Annotated in this window: 10 protein-coding genes; 4 read left to right on the top strand and 6 right to left on the bottom strand. The window is 51.5% G+C overall.

All coding sequences use genetic code 11. From position 1 onward, the window contains the following. Nucleotides 1–26 precede the first annotated feature (26 nt). The 3 genes from TH63_RS12880 to TH63_RS12870 form a co-directional block, all read right to left on the bottom strand. A complete protein-coding gene (locus tag TH63_RS12880; RefSeq protein WP_082161684.1) occupies nt 27–2,765 on the bottom strand; it encodes a pectinesterase family protein in 2,739 nt (912 codons plus the stop codon). 579 nt (nt 2,766–3,344) lie between these two features. Next, on the bottom strand, nt 3,345–3,641 hold the full coding sequence (locus tag TH63_RS12875; RefSeq protein WP_048921292.1) for a hypothetical protein: 297 nt from the start codon (nt 3,639–3,641) through the stop codon (nt 3,345–3,347). A 282-nt stretch (nt 3,642–3,923) separates the two neighbouring features. Beyond that, nucleotides 3,924–5,591 carry a S8 family peptidase gene (locus TH63_RS12870; RefSeq protein WP_076606484.1) on the bottom strand — a complete coding sequence of 556 codons (1,668 nt, stop codon included), beginning with the start codon at nt 5,589–5,591 and terminating at the stop codon, nt 3,924–3,926. Between the two features lie 270 nt (nt 5,592–5,861). On the opposite strand from TH63_RS12870, the gene TH63_RS12865 reads away from it, so the two are divergent. Together TH63_RS12865 and TH63_RS12860 are read left to right on the top strand one after the other, a co-directional pair. After that, on the top strand, nt 5,862–7,508 hold the full coding sequence (locus TH63_RS12865) for an ABC-F family ATP-binding cassette domain-containing protein (protein WP_048921290.1): 1,647 nt from the start codon (nt 5,862–5,864) through the stop codon (nt 7,506–7,508). Between the two features lie 347 nt (nt 7,509–7,855). Next, complete coding sequence (locus tag TH63_RS12860; protein ID WP_048921289.1) at nt 7,856–8,371, top strand: transposase; 516 nt, start codon at nt 7,856–7,858, stop codon at nt 8,369–8,371. Nucleotides 8,372–8,637: 266 nt separating this feature from the next. Here TH63_RS12860 and TH63_RS12855 read toward each other — a convergent pair whose 3' ends face one another. Further along, nucleotides 8,638–8,886 carry a hypothetical protein gene (locus TH63_RS12855; protein ID WP_048921288.1) on the bottom strand — a complete coding sequence of 83 codons (249 nt, stop codon included), beginning with the start codon at nt 8,884–8,886 and terminating at the stop codon, nt 8,638–8,640. A 137-nt stretch (nt 8,887–9,023) separates the two neighbouring features. Next, nucleotides 9,024–12,320 carry a sialidase family protein gene (locus TH63_RS12850; protein WP_048921287.1) on the bottom strand — a complete coding sequence of 1,099 codons (3,297 nt, stop codon included), beginning with the start codon at nt 12,318–12,320 and terminating at the stop codon, nt 9,024–9,026. 256 nt (nt 12,321–12,576) lie between these two features. On the opposite strand from TH63_RS12850, the gene TH63_RS12845 reads away from it, so the two are divergent. Further along, a complete protein-coding gene (locus tag TH63_RS12845; RefSeq protein ID WP_048922824.1) occupies nt 12,577–13,572 on the top strand; it encodes a DUF1028 domain-containing protein in 996 nt (331 codons plus the stop codon). A gap of 210 nt (nt 13,573–13,782) precedes the next feature. After that, entirely contained in the window at nt 13,783–14,799 is a 1,017-nt protein-coding gene (locus TH63_RS12840) for a hypothetical protein (RefSeq protein WP_048921286.1), read from the top strand. A gap of 256 nt (nt 14,800–15,055) precedes the next feature. On the opposite strand, the gene TH63_RS12835 is transcribed toward TH63_RS12840, so the two are convergent. Then, on the bottom strand, nt 15,056–16,615 hold the full coding sequence (locus TH63_RS12835; RefSeq protein ID WP_048922823.1) for a protein adenylyltransferase SelO: 1,560 nt from the start codon (nt 16,613–16,615) through the stop codon (nt 15,056–15,058). Nucleotides 16,616–16,745 lie beyond the last annotated feature (130 nt).

Below are 16,745 nucleotides of genomic sequence, written 5' to 3'. Positions count from 1 at the left end.
ATCCTTTGTTTCTCTGGCGCAGAGACTTACCGCACAAAGAATTTCAATACCCCTTGTTTGCCGTCAATGGTGTAGCGGGCCACGTAAATTCCGGGTCTTTGGCCCTGGAAGGAGATGGTGTTATTTCTGTTTTCCTTGATGAGCACGGCGCCCGTCATAGTGTAGACGGTGACCAGGGAGCGGCTTCCGTTAACATACAAGGTGTTCCCATAGAACCTGACCGGTTTCTGCTGCAGCTCTTCTTTTGAGGCGGTAAGCGTGTTAGACACCACAATAGAACCAGTTCCTTCCATAAAGTCTGGGTGGGTGGAAGCGGAATAAGTGCCATCTGCCATGGCAGTGCCGTTGAGGGTAAAGGTTCTTACCAGTACATTGGTTTTCAGGGTAACTTTTCCGGTGCCCGAAACGGTGAGGTCCAGGTTGTTGCCCGCGCTTTTCTCATGGTTGAACACAAGAACGTTGTTGGCACCCACCAGTATTTTGCCATTCCCGAAGGCATTGGCGCTGGTTCCTTCCAGGCGGGTAACCGACTCGGCCACGCCGTTCGCCCGGGTAAGATCCCAGGTGCCGGTAAACGCGCTGTTGTCTCCTTGCAAAACCATATTAACCGTAGTAGCCGGGGCGCCTCTGTTATTGTACACCGTTACTTTCCCGGCGCCTTTGGCCATGCCCAGGTACTGGAACTGGTGTCCGCCCGCGGCGGTAGTGTTACTGCTGATCTGTACCAGAATGTCACCGGTCACGGTCAAAGGGGCGTTCAGAGAGAAACTGGCCCCACCGGTGGCGTAGGAAATGCGGGCACCGGTCAGCATTTCAATTTCGCCGGTGGCGGAGTGGTTGCCGCGCATGCGTATGTTGCCGGCGCTCTGGATCACCAGCTTAGCCGGGAACACCAGGCTGGTAGTTTCAATCTCTCTGTTCACTAGCACCGTCTCGCCGGCGTGCGGCAACAGCTGCGGGCTGTAGTGGGCGGGATTGTCCCAGTTGCCGTTAGCGCCGCCTACAAACGTGAAGGTGCTGGGCCGGCCTACAATGATCCTTCCGGTGCCCGCAATGAGGGTAGGGTGCGTGGCGGCGGTGTATTCGCCCATGGCTTGCAGGGTGTTATTGAGAAAGAACTCACTTAAGGTAATGTCAGCGTTTAAGACCAGGGCAGACCCGGTGACTACCTTTAACTGTGACTTCGGCTGGAATGCGCTACTGATGCCTATGGTAAGCGTGGCCCCGCTGCTTACGGTCACGTGGCCCTTGCCCAGGGCATTGGCCGTGTTAGCTTCCAGAATGCCTGCCTTCACCAGCCAGTTACCCGAGTAGTCGGGGCTGTTGCCGGTCAACACCAGTTTCCCAGTTCCCTCTTTGCTGAATTCATGCACTCCGGTAAGGGTGGCAGGCAAGGTGAGCGTGCCAGTTATAGTAAATCTGTTAGCTTCTTTGGTCGCTATTTTCCCGGTTAGAGATGCCGTGCCTGCCGTAGAAATCTCAGAGGTGGCCATAGAAAGATAGGCCAGGGTGCTGTTAGCGGTGAGGGTAAGTTTGGCGCCGTTTTTCAAAGCCAAATCTGCCAGAAACGAGCCGCCATCTGCTAAAATTTCATGCGTTCCGTCTACCGTGGCGGACTCGCCGGTGGAGGGTACCGCCGCCGGATTCCAGTTGTTGGCCAGGAGCCAGCTTTTGGTGGCACCGGTTCCGGTCCAGGTGAAAGACTGCACGGTGGCCGCTTCTGCCGTAGGGTTCCAGTTGTCAGCACCGCCCATGACCTTTAGAACCGTGTATTCCAGGGCTTCGGTGGCGGTTATGGCGCGCAGGCCGGCCCAATTGGCTCTCTTGCTCATATCGGCCCCGGGGCCATTGTTGTTGTACTCAAACAGTTTGAGGTCTGGGCTGGTGTCTGAGTAGTCCATGCTCCACTTGTCGCCCCACCCTTCCGGGTGAATCATCTCCGTCATGTAGGAGTTCAGCCAGGTAACCTTGGGGTACTCGTGCCACGGGCGGCCCAACCGGATTAAAGTGCCGTCATCGCCGGCGCGGGGGCTGTTGGTGGCGTACGTTAACCTGCAATTGTTGAACACGAAGCCATATGCTTGGTCTTTGGGAGTAGCCGGGGCCGTGATCCAGCCGCCACCGAAACTCCTGATCTCACACGATTGAAAGTACCCAATGCCGGACCCATAGATATAGTCTGTGCGACCCAACACCAGGCAATTTTCAAAATAGCTGCGTTTGCCCGGCTGCCACAGGTAAATGGTGTCTTGGTAGCCTAACAGGTTACAGTTGATGAACACGTTCTTGTCGCCCAGCACCGTAAGGGCCAGGGCTTGACCTACGGGGCCAGCCGTGTTCTGGAGCGTGAGATTCTCTGCCCTGAACCCATCGCCATATAAGGTGAGCGTGGCCGATGTCCGGATGTTGTCACCGGTCCATTTGGCGGCATCGGCGGTGGGACACTTGCCGGTAGCACAGTCATAGATATGGTAGCTGATGATGGTCTCTTCGCGGCTTTCTCCAATAAAGGAGACGTTTTTCTTGTCGCCGGGCACAATGAGCTTTTCAGTATTATATAGGCCGCGCTTGATGTAAATAACGGTGCGACGCTCACTGTTGGAAGGCACCGCGTTGATGGCATCCTGGATTTTGGTGAAATCTCCGGTCCCGTCCAGGGCCACCGTAATGTCTACGTTAGTAGGCGTGAAGGCATCTACCTGCGGACTGAGTCCTAAAAGGAGGAGAAGCGCCAATAGTTTAAGAAGGAGTAGTTGTCTTTTCATACTTAGGGGATTTATTGAGAAATTATGAATTTCAGGAGCAGGAACTGTCCCTAAATTATTGAATTGATATAATTTAACCTAAGCGCCAAGATAGAATAATAGTAGAAAAATCTAAAAAGTGTGCAATTTCTTGCACAATCGATTGCACAAAAAATTGCACCTGTGTGCAAAATTTTTATTAAAGTTGCTATATGGTAACTAATTGGTTTTCAGATGTTTGTTTATTTAGTTTTTCTGACTGTTTTTATGTTAACCTTACGCTTATTTAAATAGCAATGGAGCTAGTTTGTTGGTTGTGAAATATTTACCGGTTTTTTTCAGGAGAGAGAGAATATGGGATTGTAAAGGGCAAGCCGGCGGTTGAAAGGCCTTGTCGGAAACCACCATTGCTTTAGGGTGGAGGCCCAATGGGTTCACAGAGTCAACTAAAGGGAATGCTGGTTTTGCTCTGTTTTCAGAAAAACGGCCTTAAAATGGGAGATGACCAAAAGAGATGATTGAAGGGGCAATGCAAAAAAAAAGCCGCCCTGCTAGGAGACAGGACGGCTTTGAAGAAGGAAGCACCTTAGGGCCTGGATATTACGCGTGGTGCTGTATTTTTCTCTTGTTGAGTTTCTGGATGGGGCCGTATTGGGTTTTCTTTACGGTGATACCTGCCACGCGTAGTTTTACTTCCACCGGGGCCAGGGTCTTGGTGAATTCAGAAGAAATCACTTTGCCGTAAAATGCTTTCGCTTCTTTGGCGGCTCCCTTGTCAAAAGAATGGGTAGACAGCTTTTTGGTGATAGGCAGACCAGGTATGATTTGGTAGGTGGTGGTCACTACCTTGTAAGAAGGCAGGAAGGGAGTGATGGCTTTCTTGAGTATACGTTTCATTCAATAATTATATAATAAAGGGTGTATAGAGTAGGTAGGGCAAATATAGACTTAATTTCGTTCTTTTCTAATCAGGAAAAATTATCCCTAAAAAATTACGTTTATTATATAAATATGCTAATAAAGGTTCTTTGGTGCATTCCACGGGAATGATAAGGGCTACACCTATAGATTATTAAAGCGCGGTTCTGTTTTAGGGCCATTTTCCGGAAAACGATCCCAAAACAGAACCGCCCCAGATGAAGTATCTGGGGCGGTTCCTGAAAAAGAAGCTGTTAGAGATTAGCTTTTGGGGCCCTTCTGGCTGACCATTTTCTCGGCCAGGACCAAAGCCCCGTAGGCGTTCACAAGGCCGCCAGTGGCGGAAAGGTCTGTCAACTTCGCGCGTTTCCTGTCCTTAGATTCCAGATTGGGGTAAGTGGCGGTTTCCTTGGGGTGCAGGGTAGCAGATTTGAGAATGACTTCTTTTAATTCTACCGCCGTAAGCTCTGGGTAATGCGACCAAACCAGGGCGGCCACGCCGCTCACTACCGGGCTGGAGAAACTGGTGCCGTCCATCTTGTTGTACTTGTTCTCAGGAGCCAGGGAGATAATGTCCACGCCCGGCGCGAACAGGTCTACCGTCTGCTTGCCGTAGTTAGAGAACACGCCAATAAATTCCTGGCCCAGTTTTCTGGAAGTGGCGCCCACCTCAATCCAGGATTTGATCTGGCTTCCGTCCAGGAGCACCCGGCTGGGGTAGTGGGTCACCTGGTCATTGTTCGTGGCCTCATTGCCGGCGGCGTGCACCAGCAGCACGTTTTTAGACTCGGCATACTTCACGGCCTCATCTACAAAAGACTTCTGCGGCGAGAAGCCCTTCCCGAAGCTCATGTTGATAATGTTGGCCCCGTTATCTACGGCGTACCTAATGGCCAGGGCAATGTCCTTATCATACTCATCGCCTTCGGGGACCGCCCGCAGCGCCATGATCTGGATGTCTTCGGCAATGCCGTCTATGCCCAGGTTGTTGCCGCGCAAACCGGCAATAAGACCTGCTACCGGGGTGCCATGGTTGGGTCTTGGGCCTACCACGTCATTGTTGCCGTACTTGGTGTCGGTGATGGATTCGGGGTTGTCGGCTACCAGGGCGCGGGGGGTAAAGTTCAGGTTCAGGTGCTTGTCCAGGTAGGTGTCTGTGTGTTCCTTGTATTCCAGAAAGGAGGCCACGCTCAGGCCTTTGGCATGAATGTCCAGCCACCAGGCGCGGGCGGCCATCAGGCGCTCGTCTGCTGAGGAAATCTGTTTTACTTGGTCCAGGGTGTAGGTAGTGACTTTAAAATGCTCGCCCAAAATGCCCTGCACGGTGGTCAAGGCATTTTCAAAAGATTGAAGCGAGGCTCTGGTGGCGGTGTGTTTGGCCAGCTCTTTTTCATAGGTTTTTTTGCTCAGCAGATAAGTTTTGTATTCGGGCTGCTGGGCCAGTGGAACCTCTTTAATGGAGTTGAAGCTCTGGTAGGTGGGCGCCAGTTTTCTTAGCAGCCGCACGTATTCATACGTCTCATACCTTACGTTCTCGCCTTTGGCGTTGCCCAGGAAACCCCAGCCATGGATATCATCTACGTAGCCGTTCTGGTCATCGTCCTGGCCATTGCCGGCAACTTCTTTGGGGTTGGTCCAGATCTTGCCTTTCAGCTCCTCATGGAAAATATCAATACCGCTGTCAATCACGGCTACTACAATGGTTTTCTTGGGCTTTTTATTGGCCAGCAACTCTTTGTAGGCGCGGGTTACGCCTGTGCCCTGCACCTGGTCTTTGGTAGGGTCCAGATTGTGCCAGTTCACCAGAGATTGGTCAAAGGCTGCCACCGAAGGGGCAGGATTATCCTGGGCCAGGGCCGGGGAAAAGGTGGCTCCGGTCAAGAAAAGCCCCAGCGAGAACCTCAGGAAATGATGATGGGATGGATTCATGTAAGACGTATTTAGTTAACCGCTTTTGCTGCTGCTGCGCAGTGAAAGAGGGAGGGAAATATTTTTGTGTCTGAAAAGATAACGATTTTTCTGCAAGTACCGTGCCCGTTCCGCCTGAACCTTTCCTGTATTTGGAAGGTTGCTGTGCCGGGAGGCTTCTTGCCGCAGTGCCTGTCAAAACCCTGTGGGTGAGCGCCTCTGTCTCTTTGCCGGCGGGGGCAAAATCCGGAAAATAAAGTAGTATCTTTGCGGTCTTATTTATAGAAAATCATGATTTCAGTTGACTCGGTCGCTGTTGAATTCAACGGCGCGGCTCTTTTCAGTAACATCACCTTCAACATCAATGAAACCGACCGCATCGCCCTTATGGGCAAGAACGGCGCCGGTAAATCTACGCTCCTCAAAATCATTGCCGGGGTAAACAAACCCACCCGCGGTAAGGTATCGGCCCCCAAGGATGCCGTGATCGCGTACCTGCCGCAGCACCTGCTTACCAAAGACGAGAGCACCGTGTTTGAGGAGGCGTCCAAGGCGTTCGGGCAGATTCTGGAGATGAAAAAACAGATGGATGAGTTCAACCTCCAGCTGGAAACGCGCACCGACTACGAGTCAGATTCCTACATGAAGCTCATTGAGGACGTGTCTGAGCTGAGTGAGAAATACTACTCCATTGAGGAAATCAACTTTGACGCCGAGGTAGAAAAAACGCTACTGGGCCTGGGTTTCCTGCGGACAGATTTCACCCGCTCTACCAGTGAGTTCTCTGGAGGCTGGCGCATGCGCATTGAGCTGGCCAAGATCCTGTTGCAGAAGCCTGACCTGATTCTGCTGGATGAGCCTACCAACCACCTTGATATTGAGTCGGTGCAGTGGCTGGAGGATTTCCTGCTGAACAACGCCAAGGCCGTGATCGTGATTTCCCATGACAAGGCCTTCGTGGATAATATCACCAACCGTACCATTGAGGTGACCATGGGCCGTATCTACGACTACAAGGTGCCGTACAGCCAATACCTGCAACTGCGCAAAGAACGCCGCGAGCAACAGCAGCGCCAGTTTGACGACCAGCAGAAAGAGATTGCCGACATACAGGCGTTTATTGACCGTTTTAAGGGAACCTACTCCAAAACGCTGCAGGTACAGTCCCGCGTGAAGATGCTGGAGAAGATTGAGATCATTCAGGTGGATGAGGTAGACACCTCGGCGCTGAACCTCAAATTCCCGCCCGCCCCACGTTCTGGCAACTACCCGGTGATTGTGGAGGAACTCACCAAGAAATACGGCGACCATACCGTGTTCAAAGATGCGTCGCTCACCATTGAGCGGGGCGAGAAAATTGCCTTTGTGGGCAAGAACGGCGAAGGAAAGTCAACCCTCATTAAAGCCATTATGGGCGAGATTGACTATGACGGCAAGCTGCAGCTGGGCCACAACTCCATGATCGGGTACTTCGCACAGAACCAGGCGTCGTTGCTGGATGGGGACCTAACCGTGTTCCAGACCATTGACCAGATTGCCGTGGGCGACATGCGCACCCGCATCAAAGACATTCTGGGGGCGTTCATGTTCAGCGGCGATACCGTGGAGAAGAAAGTGAAGATGCTATCTGGCGGGGAGAAAACCCGTCTGGCCATGATCAAGCTTTTGCTGCAACCGGTAAACCTGCTGATTCTGGATGAGCCTACCAACCACCTGGACATCAAGACCAAGGATATCCTGAAAGACGCCCTCAAAGCCTTTGACGGCACCCTCATCCTGGTTTCCCACGACCGCGATTTCCTGGACGGCCTGGCCACCAAGGTGTTTGAGTTCGGGAACAAGCGCATACGCGAGCACTTTGAAGACATCAACGGCTTCCTGCGCAATAAGAAAATGGAGAACCTGCGCGAGATTGAGCGTAAGGTAGTTGCCAGCTAGGATTCTAGTAAAGTTTAAACTAAAAATCCCCACCTGCCTGAATTTGGCGGGTGGGGATTTTTTTTGGGTGAATGAACGGTGTTTCCCTGAAAATAGGCCTAAATGAAGGATCTGTAGCGGCGTTACCCTGTAATGCCGTGGTGCCACGCAGCTAAGAAGCCTCAATTATTAAAGGTCATTCTTGCAACTAGCACCTTTTTTTTTTGCCCAAGAGCAAGGCTATTTTTGGTGGAAAGATTCCTGTTTCATAGAGACACGGCGTTACAGGGTAACGCCGCTACGTATCTGGAATTTAAATCTTGCTTAATGTCTTTTCGTTAAAGGAAATTGACTTTGCCCATCCCATTATGGCCAGATATGATACCTTCAGCAAAAATAATCGCCGCCTGGCCGACTATGATTACCGTTGTGAGGGACTGTATTTTATTACCATCTGCACCCAAGACCGATGGCCATTCTTTGGCGATGTAAAGAATGGCCAAATGGAATTGTCAGACGAAGGCCTCGTTGCCCAAGATTATTGGCTGGAACTAGAACAACATTGGTCTCGCGTTTTTCTAGGTGAATTCGTAGTTATGCCCAATCATATACATGGAATACTTGGGTTGGAAGGAAGTGCTGCAGAAAGCCCATTGAAAAAGGAGAATGATTTAGAGGTACTTAGTGCCGCCTCTAAAGCAGAGGTAAGGAAGGAAATGATGGCTACTATTTCGCCTAAGTCAGGCTCCATTTCTAGAATTGTAGGATCCTATAAGGCAGCCTGTACTAAAATGATCAGGAGTATGAGTAATAAGCCTTTTGGCTGGCAGCCCCGCTTCCATGACCGCGTTGTGAGGAGCCAGCGTGAATTGGTCCAAATTTAGAATTATATTCTCTCTAATCCCGCAAATTGGCAAGAAGACCAGTTCTTCCGCCCGTAGCGGCATTACTCTGTAACGCCTTTACGGGCCTAAAAGCGTTTGCTTTTTCATCTCGCGGAATATATCTGTGCTAGCTACAAAAAAGCCCCGCTACAACACTGCAGCGGGGCTTTTAATTTTTGAGCTATTCAGGAAATGAATCTTACTCCTCCTTTTTAATATTGATTCCCTTGGCCTGGGATCTCACTTTAGTAATAAATTACACGCTATTATTTAGCGTCTCTGGTTACGGCAAAGTAGACCACATAGAACCAGCTAAACAGGCCATGCAGGATAGCCCAAAGAATAGAGCTGTTTCTGGACCAGGAAGCCACCACCGCAATGACAGACCCTAACCCAACCCCATTATTGATGACGGTCTGTGTAACGTTGTCTTGGTCTGAGGGGTCATGCGCATAAAGCTGACCGGCGCAGAGGAGCACAAGCACGAGGATACAAAAAAGGGTCTTTCTTTTCATAGAAGCGAGCTAGGAATAGGTGGTGTGAAAAGAGACTGATGTACAAGTAAATACGGTAGAAACTCCTTTTCGTCTTTAGTTATAACGGCCCGCTGGGGGAAGGCCAGCGGGCCGTAAAAAAAGAGGCTAACTATGGGCTAGAGAATTACCTTGGTGTCTTTATCCTTAAACACATTTAAGTTGGCTGACTGCACTTTTTGACGGTAGCCTGCCCAGATGGAAGAGAAGAAGGAATTAACCTTTCCTACAGCTTCCTGGGTAAGCGTTTCTGCCTGCTCTACCAGTTGCGTCTCCGTTTGGGTGATGGGTTCTGAGCGGCTACCCAGGTAAGAACGGGCCTCCTGCAATTTGGACAGCGCAGTGAGTTGGCTAGGCCGACCATAGCCCTGGCGGGTGAGACCTTTGCCTTGCAGGGATTCTCGATACGTCTTGATGGAGTCCTGCATGGCTTTGGTGGCGCGCTGCAACTCGGCGACCTCTTTGCCACCTACTACTTTCAACTGTCCAGTAATGGCGTCGGTGGCGTCTGAGGCTTGCTGCAAACGGTCTATTACGTCATTGAGCTGCAGGGTGCTTTTATTCAGGCGCTCCAGCTGCTGGCGGCGGGCAATCACGTTCTCTTTCTGGAACGGAATGCGCGGGTCTGGGAGCACGTTCACATGGGTAGAGTCTTTGCTGCCCGCGTACTGCATCACCAATTTGTATTTGCCGGGCAATACCGGGTTGCCGCTAGGCTCTCCGCCTCCCCGCTGACCTCGGCCACCGCCTCCGCCGGCCTGCCGGATACCTTTTTCAGTCAGGTTCCAGGTAATACGCTGGAAGCCAAGGGTGGAGTCTGGTTTCTGGGAAAGGGTCCGGATGAGTTTGTTCTGCTCATCATACACCCGCACGAACACCGAGTCTACTTTAGGGCCCCGGGCTGCCGCCGGAGCCGCAGCCGTGTCGCGGGCCGGTAAAGAGGTGGGCATGCGGGTGCCCGTTTCCTCGTTCATCACGGTAGCAGGTAATTTCTTCTTGGCTGGAGCTTTCTTGGCCGGGCCTGGGGTGGGGGTAGAAGCCTTCGGTTTCAGGTAATAAGGAATGGTGGCACCGGAAGATTTATTGGCCGCCTGGAACAGGTTGTCTGCCTCAGAACCGTAGCCCGGCGCCGATGCATAGGAAGCCAGATACGCCCCAGATGGTTCGAAAACAGCCATAGGTTTGTCAAGAGCCTTGCCGTTAGTAGCGGCCAGTTGGCGCAACGGCCGGATGTTGTCCAGCACGTACACGGCACGCCCGAAGGTACCGATCACCAGATCTGCCTCGCGTTCCTGAATAGCCAGGTCCATCACCGGAACCGAAGGTAAGCCTTGGGTCCATTGTGTCCAGTCTTTGCCCTCATTGAGGCTCACCCACAGGCCGTGCTCGGTGCCGGTGAACATCAGGTTAGGTTGGGCAGGGTCCTGCAAGAAGCAAAGGGAGTAACCGCGCACTTTCTTGTCATCTACCAGGCGGGTCCAGGTTTTGCCGTAGTTGGTGGTTCGGTACACATAGGCGCTGAAATCTTTCCCGAAACGGTAATGGTTGGCCACTACAAACGCCTCGCCAGCATTGTGCCGAGAAGCGGTGATCTGGGGAATCCAGGCTTCGGCCGGAAGGCCGGGCAGGCGGTCACGCAGGTTGGTCCAGGACTTTCCGCCGTCGCGGGTGAGTTGCACGTGGCCGTCATCCGTACCTACCCAGATCACGCCTTTTTCCAGGGTGCTGGGGGCCACGGTGAGAATGGTGTTGTGGTTCTCCGCCGAGGTGATGTCCAGGCTCAAGCCGCCGCTTTCCTGCTGTTTCTGCTGGGCGGGGTTGTTGCGGGTAAGGTCCGGGGAGATGGTCTGCCAGGTAAGGCCCTTGTCACCGGATAAGTGCAGGTACTGGCTGGCGTAGTACACCCCGGCTTTGTTGAAGGGATCCAGGGCAATGGCCGCGTTCCAGTTGAAGCGCAGTTTGGTTTTGAGGTCTGGGGCGGTGGGTTTGGCGATGTAGGAGTTGCCGGTGAGCTTGTCATACCGGGCCAGGCTTCCGCCCTGTGACATGGCGTAGCCGTAGCGGGAGTCAACCGGGTCAGGTACCACGTCAAAGCCGTCGCCGCCCTGCACCGTCTGCCAGTAGTAGTTTCTAATGCCGCCGCGGGTAAAAGTGTAAGCAGGACCGGTCCAGGAGCCGTTGTCCTGCAGGCCGCCGTACACGTTGTAAGGTACTTCGTTGTCTACATTAATGTGGTAGAACTGACCGAACGGCAGGGCCTCCGGAAAGCTCCAGGTCTTGCCCCGGTCCCGGCTTATGGCCAGGCCACCGTCGTTGCCGTCCAAGAGCAGATTGGGATTTTCGGGGTGAATCCAGAAGGCTTGGTGGTCAGCGTGCACCTGGTCCATAGAGGCGGTCACGTTAAAGGTCTTGCCCCCGTCTTCGCTCACCGCCACCGGCTGGTAAAGCATGTAAATGCGGTTCTCGTTTTTGGGGTCAACATAGATCTCATTGAAGTAGAAGGCGCGGTTGGTCACAATGGAAGGCTCCTCGGTGACCTTGGTCCATTTCTCGCCGCCGTCATCTGAGCGGTACAGGCCGTTTTTAGTGGCCTCTACCATGGCATAGACCCGGCTGGGCATGCTTCGGCTCTGGGCCAGGCCTAAGCGACCGAAGTTTCCGGCCGGAAGGCCGTCTGGGGCACCTTTCTTTTTCCAGTTCTTGCCGCCATCATAGGTGATGTACAGGCCGGAGCCGGGACCACCTGACGTAAAGTCCCAGGGGGTGCGACGGTGTTCCCACATGGCCACGATCAGTTTGTCGGGGTTCACGGGGTCCATGATCATTTCGGCTACGCCCGATTTCTCATTGGTAAACAACATGCGTTCCCAGGTCTGGCCGCCATTGGTGGTTTTGTACACGCCGCGCTCGGGGTGCTCGCCAAACGGCAAACCAATCACGCCCGCGTAGACAATGTCTGGGTTAGAGGGGTTGATAAGGATACGGTGGATGTTGAAGGTCTTGTCCAGGCCCATGTGTTTCCAGGTGCGGCCGCCGTCCAGGCTTTTGTAGATGCCGTTGCCCATGTTCACCGAGTTGCGCGGGTTCCCTTCGCCGGTACCGGCCCATACTACGCTGGGGTTGCTCTGCTGCACTGCCAGAGACCCAATATTGATGTTGGGTTGCTCGTCAAAGACAGGGGCGAAGGTGGTGCCACCATTCTCGCTTTTCCAGACGCCGCCAGAGGCCGCGCCCACATAGATAATGTCTGGGTTGCTCACCACGGCGTCAATGGCGGTTACCCGGCCACTCATCACGCCGGGGCCAATGCTGCGGGCTTTCATCTGGCCGAACTGCGCAATAGGCAATTTCTGCGCCTGCGCCTGCCCCAGGGCCAGCAATGACAGGCATAAGAGCTTTGGTAAATGTTTGATCATATAGGTGGTTTGTTTGGGTAGTTTGGAATACCATCCTAAATGTAAGCAACAATTGGCAGGTTTGGAAACAGGGCCGTTTTAAGCCTGTTTTAGGGAAAACAGGCTTAAAACGCCTTCTGGTTTCGGTTAATCCCAGGCGGTGGTCATTCTTGGTACTTGCGGGATAGTCTTTTGGATAGAAATGCCCGGGGATGCGGCCGCCTTCAGAATCCTTTTTTGCTTATCTTTCATGGTTATTCATTCAATTACTACTTACATGAAGAAGCTTTTCCTACTATTGGGCCTAGGCCTTTTGGGTGCCGCACCCGCTGCCACGGCGCAGATATACAGTCCCCAGGAACCGTTGGCGCACACGTATTCCATTGTGGCCCGCGACCCCAAAACCGGCGAGATGGCCGTGGCCGTGCAAAGCCACTGGTTTTCGGTGGGTACCTCGGTGAGCTGGGGCGAGGCTGGGGTAGGCGTAGTGGCCACGCAGTCATTTACCAACAAATCCTTCGGGCTACGGGGGCTGGCGCTCATGAAACAAGGCAAATCTGCCGCGGAAACGCTTAAAATTCTGCTCTCAGATGATGCGGGCCGCGAGGTGCGCCAAGTGGCTATTCTGGACGCCAAAGGGGGCGTAGCCACCCACACCGGTAAGAAGTGCATCACGTATGCCGGGCATATCACGGGCAAGGATTTCTCGGTGCAGGCCAACATGATGCTCTCAGACAAGGTATGGCCGGCCATGGCCAAGGCTTTCCAGGAGAAGGCCCATCTGCCCCTGGCCGAACGGGTTTTGGCAGCCCTTGATGCCGCCGAGGCCCAGGGGGGCGATATTCGCGGACGGCAGTCGGCGGCCATATTGGTGGTGCCGGGCAATAGCAACAAGCAACCCTGGAATGAGCGCCTGGTGGACCTGCGCGTTGATGACCACGAGAGGCCGTTAAAAGAACTTCGCCGCCTGCTCACCGTGCAACGCGCCTATGAGCACATGAACAACGGCGACCTGGCCGTAGAGAAGAACAATATGACGCTGGCCATGAAAGAATACAGCGCCGCCGAGCAACTTCAGCCTAACAATCTGGAGATGCAGTACTGGCACGCCATTACCCTGGCCAACACCGGCAAGGTAGACGATGCCCTCAAAATCCTGCAACCCGTTTTCAAAGCCGACAACAATTGGCGCATCTTAACAGAGCGCCTCCCGCCGGTTGGGTTGCTTACGGTTTCTGCGGCAGATTTGAAACGGATTTTGGAAGTGAAGTAAGGGTAGGAGTTGCGGTAAAGGGTTTACTCGCTCAGTCCCACTTTCTCTGTCTCTTTGTATGTTTCTCGCTCCCTTTTTCATTTTATCACAATATCTTTCTCCCTCTTTCTGTCATCCTGAAAGGATCTTGTGGGCGAACAGTAGTGGCGGGTGTTTTCTAATTGAATAGGAATTATATTATCTCATTTACTAAAAAGTTTTGCATAATTAATGAAAATTCAAAATAGATTCCAGAATCCAGAAAGAATTGACCGTAATTTAATAGAGAGGGAATTAAAAGAAGGAAAAGAAGTTATTGTTCAATACTCAGAGGGGTTATATAATGATAAAATTTTAAGCGAAATAAATGAGCTATGTTCGGTTTATGATGAGAATTTTGGAGTGCGTTTTTATGGGCACTACTCTGGTTCGTTTGATTGTAAAGTTGTAGGAAAGATTCCAAATGTTAAATCGTTGTATCTAGATTGCTTAATCAAAGCAGATAACTTATTAGTAGTAACCAAATTAAAAAATTTAAAAAAATTAAGTTTGGGAGTATTTGAGCTTAAAGAGGTAGACTTCTTTAATGCAGACAACTTGAAGAACTTAAATGATCTAATTATTACAGATACGCGAACAAAGGCGCTTAATCTAGACTATTTAAAAGAATACAACAACCTTACTTCTTTGACTATTTGTGGACACACTAAGAACATTGATGCTATTGGAGAGTTATCTGATTTAGAATATTTAGGTTTAAATTCCATCTCTAAAGTTCCATTAGATTTTATTAACAGGCTTAGAAAGCTAAAAACTTTAAACTTTGTTCTTGGCGGAAGGGAGAATATTAATGAAATTGAAGAGAACAATATTGAAAACTTAGAGATTATTAGAGTTAGGGGTTTTAAAAGTTTTACAAACATCTCAAACTTTAATAGTCTTAAAAAGCTTCTTATAGAAGACCAGATTCAGTTGCCCGAGTTAATTTTTGATAAGCCATTCAATGGCCTCGAGGATTTAAGGTTAATCAATTGTAAGACATTCAATAAGCTTCAAGGGATTAGAAATTTGCCTTCCTTGAAACAATTAAGAATTTATAGAACAGACATAGACTTTAACTCATTTATAAAACAACCATTTCCTAAATATTTAGATATTTTAGCCTTTTACACATCGAAATCAAAAGTTGATAAAGAAATAAAGGCTATTTTAGGAGAGTTAGGGTATTGGGATGGAATGAAGAAATAAAAAATAAGCACTACAAAACCTAAAAAGCCTTAAAGCGCTTTTTATGCAAACCGTTTTAAGCCTGTTTTTCCAAAAACACCTCTAAAAATGAAATACTCTTTTGCGGCTATTGCATAAAGGAATTTGCAAACTTCCCACCATAGTAGGTCCAAGTTGCAAACTTGAACCAGGAAGAGTAAAAATGAAAAGGGTGAGCTATCCTGTAGCTCACCCTTTTCATTTTTACTCTTCCTAAGAGGCTCTATTCACCCGTCCATCAAGAACTGCAAGACAACATGGAGCAGCCGGCTTTCTGGCTGGCCCAGTCGGGACGTTTCATAAAGAACTCATCGTGCTCTTTGGAGTACGGGGTCTTCAGGGCTACCTGCAGTTTTTTGAACAGGGTGTCTTCGCCTTTTTCTAATTCTTCAATAGCCTGGTGCAGCAGGTAGTTGCGTAGGATAAGACGCGGGTTAGCGACGCGCATGCGTTCCTGGGCTTCTTCACGGGGAATGGTGTTGGCCTTGATACGGGGAATATACGCGGTGATAAATGCGTGCAGGGCTTCGCGTTCAGTGGCGTGGAGCTCTGCGTAGAAGCTGTCTTTGAAGTAGTTGGTCACCTCTTCCTCGGTTTGCAGATTTAAGGGAAGGTCTATGAGCAACTGATAGAAAATGGTCATGTCTGGCTGCACGGTAGACAGGGTTTTCTCTACCTGCATGATCAAGGCGAGGTCTTCTTCTTTTACCTCATCAAGGCCGAGTTTATTCCCTAGCATGGTGTAGTACTTCTGGTAGAAGATATCGCCGTAGGCTTCCAAAGCTGCTACCAATTCCTCGGTGCCCGAAAACAACGGTGCCAGGGCGCTGGCCAGACAACCCAGGTTCCACTGCCCCATGGTGGCCTGCTGCCCGAAGGCGTACCGGCGGCCGGGCAGGTCGGTGGTGTTGGGGGTGAAGCGCAGGTCATAGTTGTCCAGGAAGGAGTAGGGGCCGTAGTCAATGGTGAGGCCCAGGATGGACATGTTATCGGTGTTCATGACGCCGTGCACAAAGCCTACCCGCATCCACTCCACCATTAGGTGGGCCGTTTTCTCCACTATTTCCTTGAACCAGGCCAGAATTCGGCCTTCGCCCTGCAGGTGCGGATAGTAGCGGTCAATGGTCCAGTCCACCAATTGCCTGAGGTTGTCCAGCTCTTTGCGGGCGGCGGGCATCTCAAAACTCCCGAAACGCAGGAAACTGGGGGCTACGCGCATGACTACAGCGCCCGGCTCATAGGCAGGATTGCCGTTGTAGAACATGTCCCGCACAATTTTTTCGCCGGTGGCCACCAGGCTTAAGGCCCGGGTAGTGGGCACGCCCAGGTGGTGCATGGCCTCGCTCATGAGGTACTCCCGCACCGAAGACCGGAGCACGGCCCGCCCGTCGGCCCGGCGGGAGTAGGGGGTAGGTCCGCCGCCTTTCAGCTGGAATTCCCAGGTCTTGCCATCGGGGGCTTCCCATTCTGCTAAGGTCATAGCGCGGCCATCACCTAACTGACCGGCCCAGTTACCAAACTGGTGCCCGGCGTAGCAGGCGGCGTAGGGTTGCATGGAAGACGTGACGTGGTTACCGCCCAAAATATCAATCTCCTGCTGGACTTCGGGTTTGGCAATGCCCAGTTCCTGCGCCAGGTCCTCTGACCAGGCCAGGAGCACCGGCAGTTTTACCGGGGTAGGGATGGTTTTGCTGTACAGTACCCCAGGCGTTTGGCGGGGCTTATTATTGCCACTATCATCGCCGGGAAAGGTTTGGACAAACTCGTTTTTATATTCTTTTGAAAGTAGGCTTTGCATAGGTTTTAGTTTAACCGACCCTGATTTTTCCTGATCAGGTAACAAGAAAAGAAGGTCGAGAAAAGATTTGAATAGGCTGTTGAACGCCACCTAGTAGAAAGGTCTTCCGGGGCCTTATAGTTCAAAGATA

The organism is Rufibacter radiotolerans (genome assembly GCF_001078055.1).
GTDB lineage: Bacteria > Bacteroidota > Bacteroidia > Cytophagales > Hymenobacteraceae > Nibribacter > Nibribacter radiotolerans.
The sequence above is the reverse complement of the archived record's forward strand: the minus strand, read 5'-3'. Positions and strand labels throughout refer to the sequence as shown.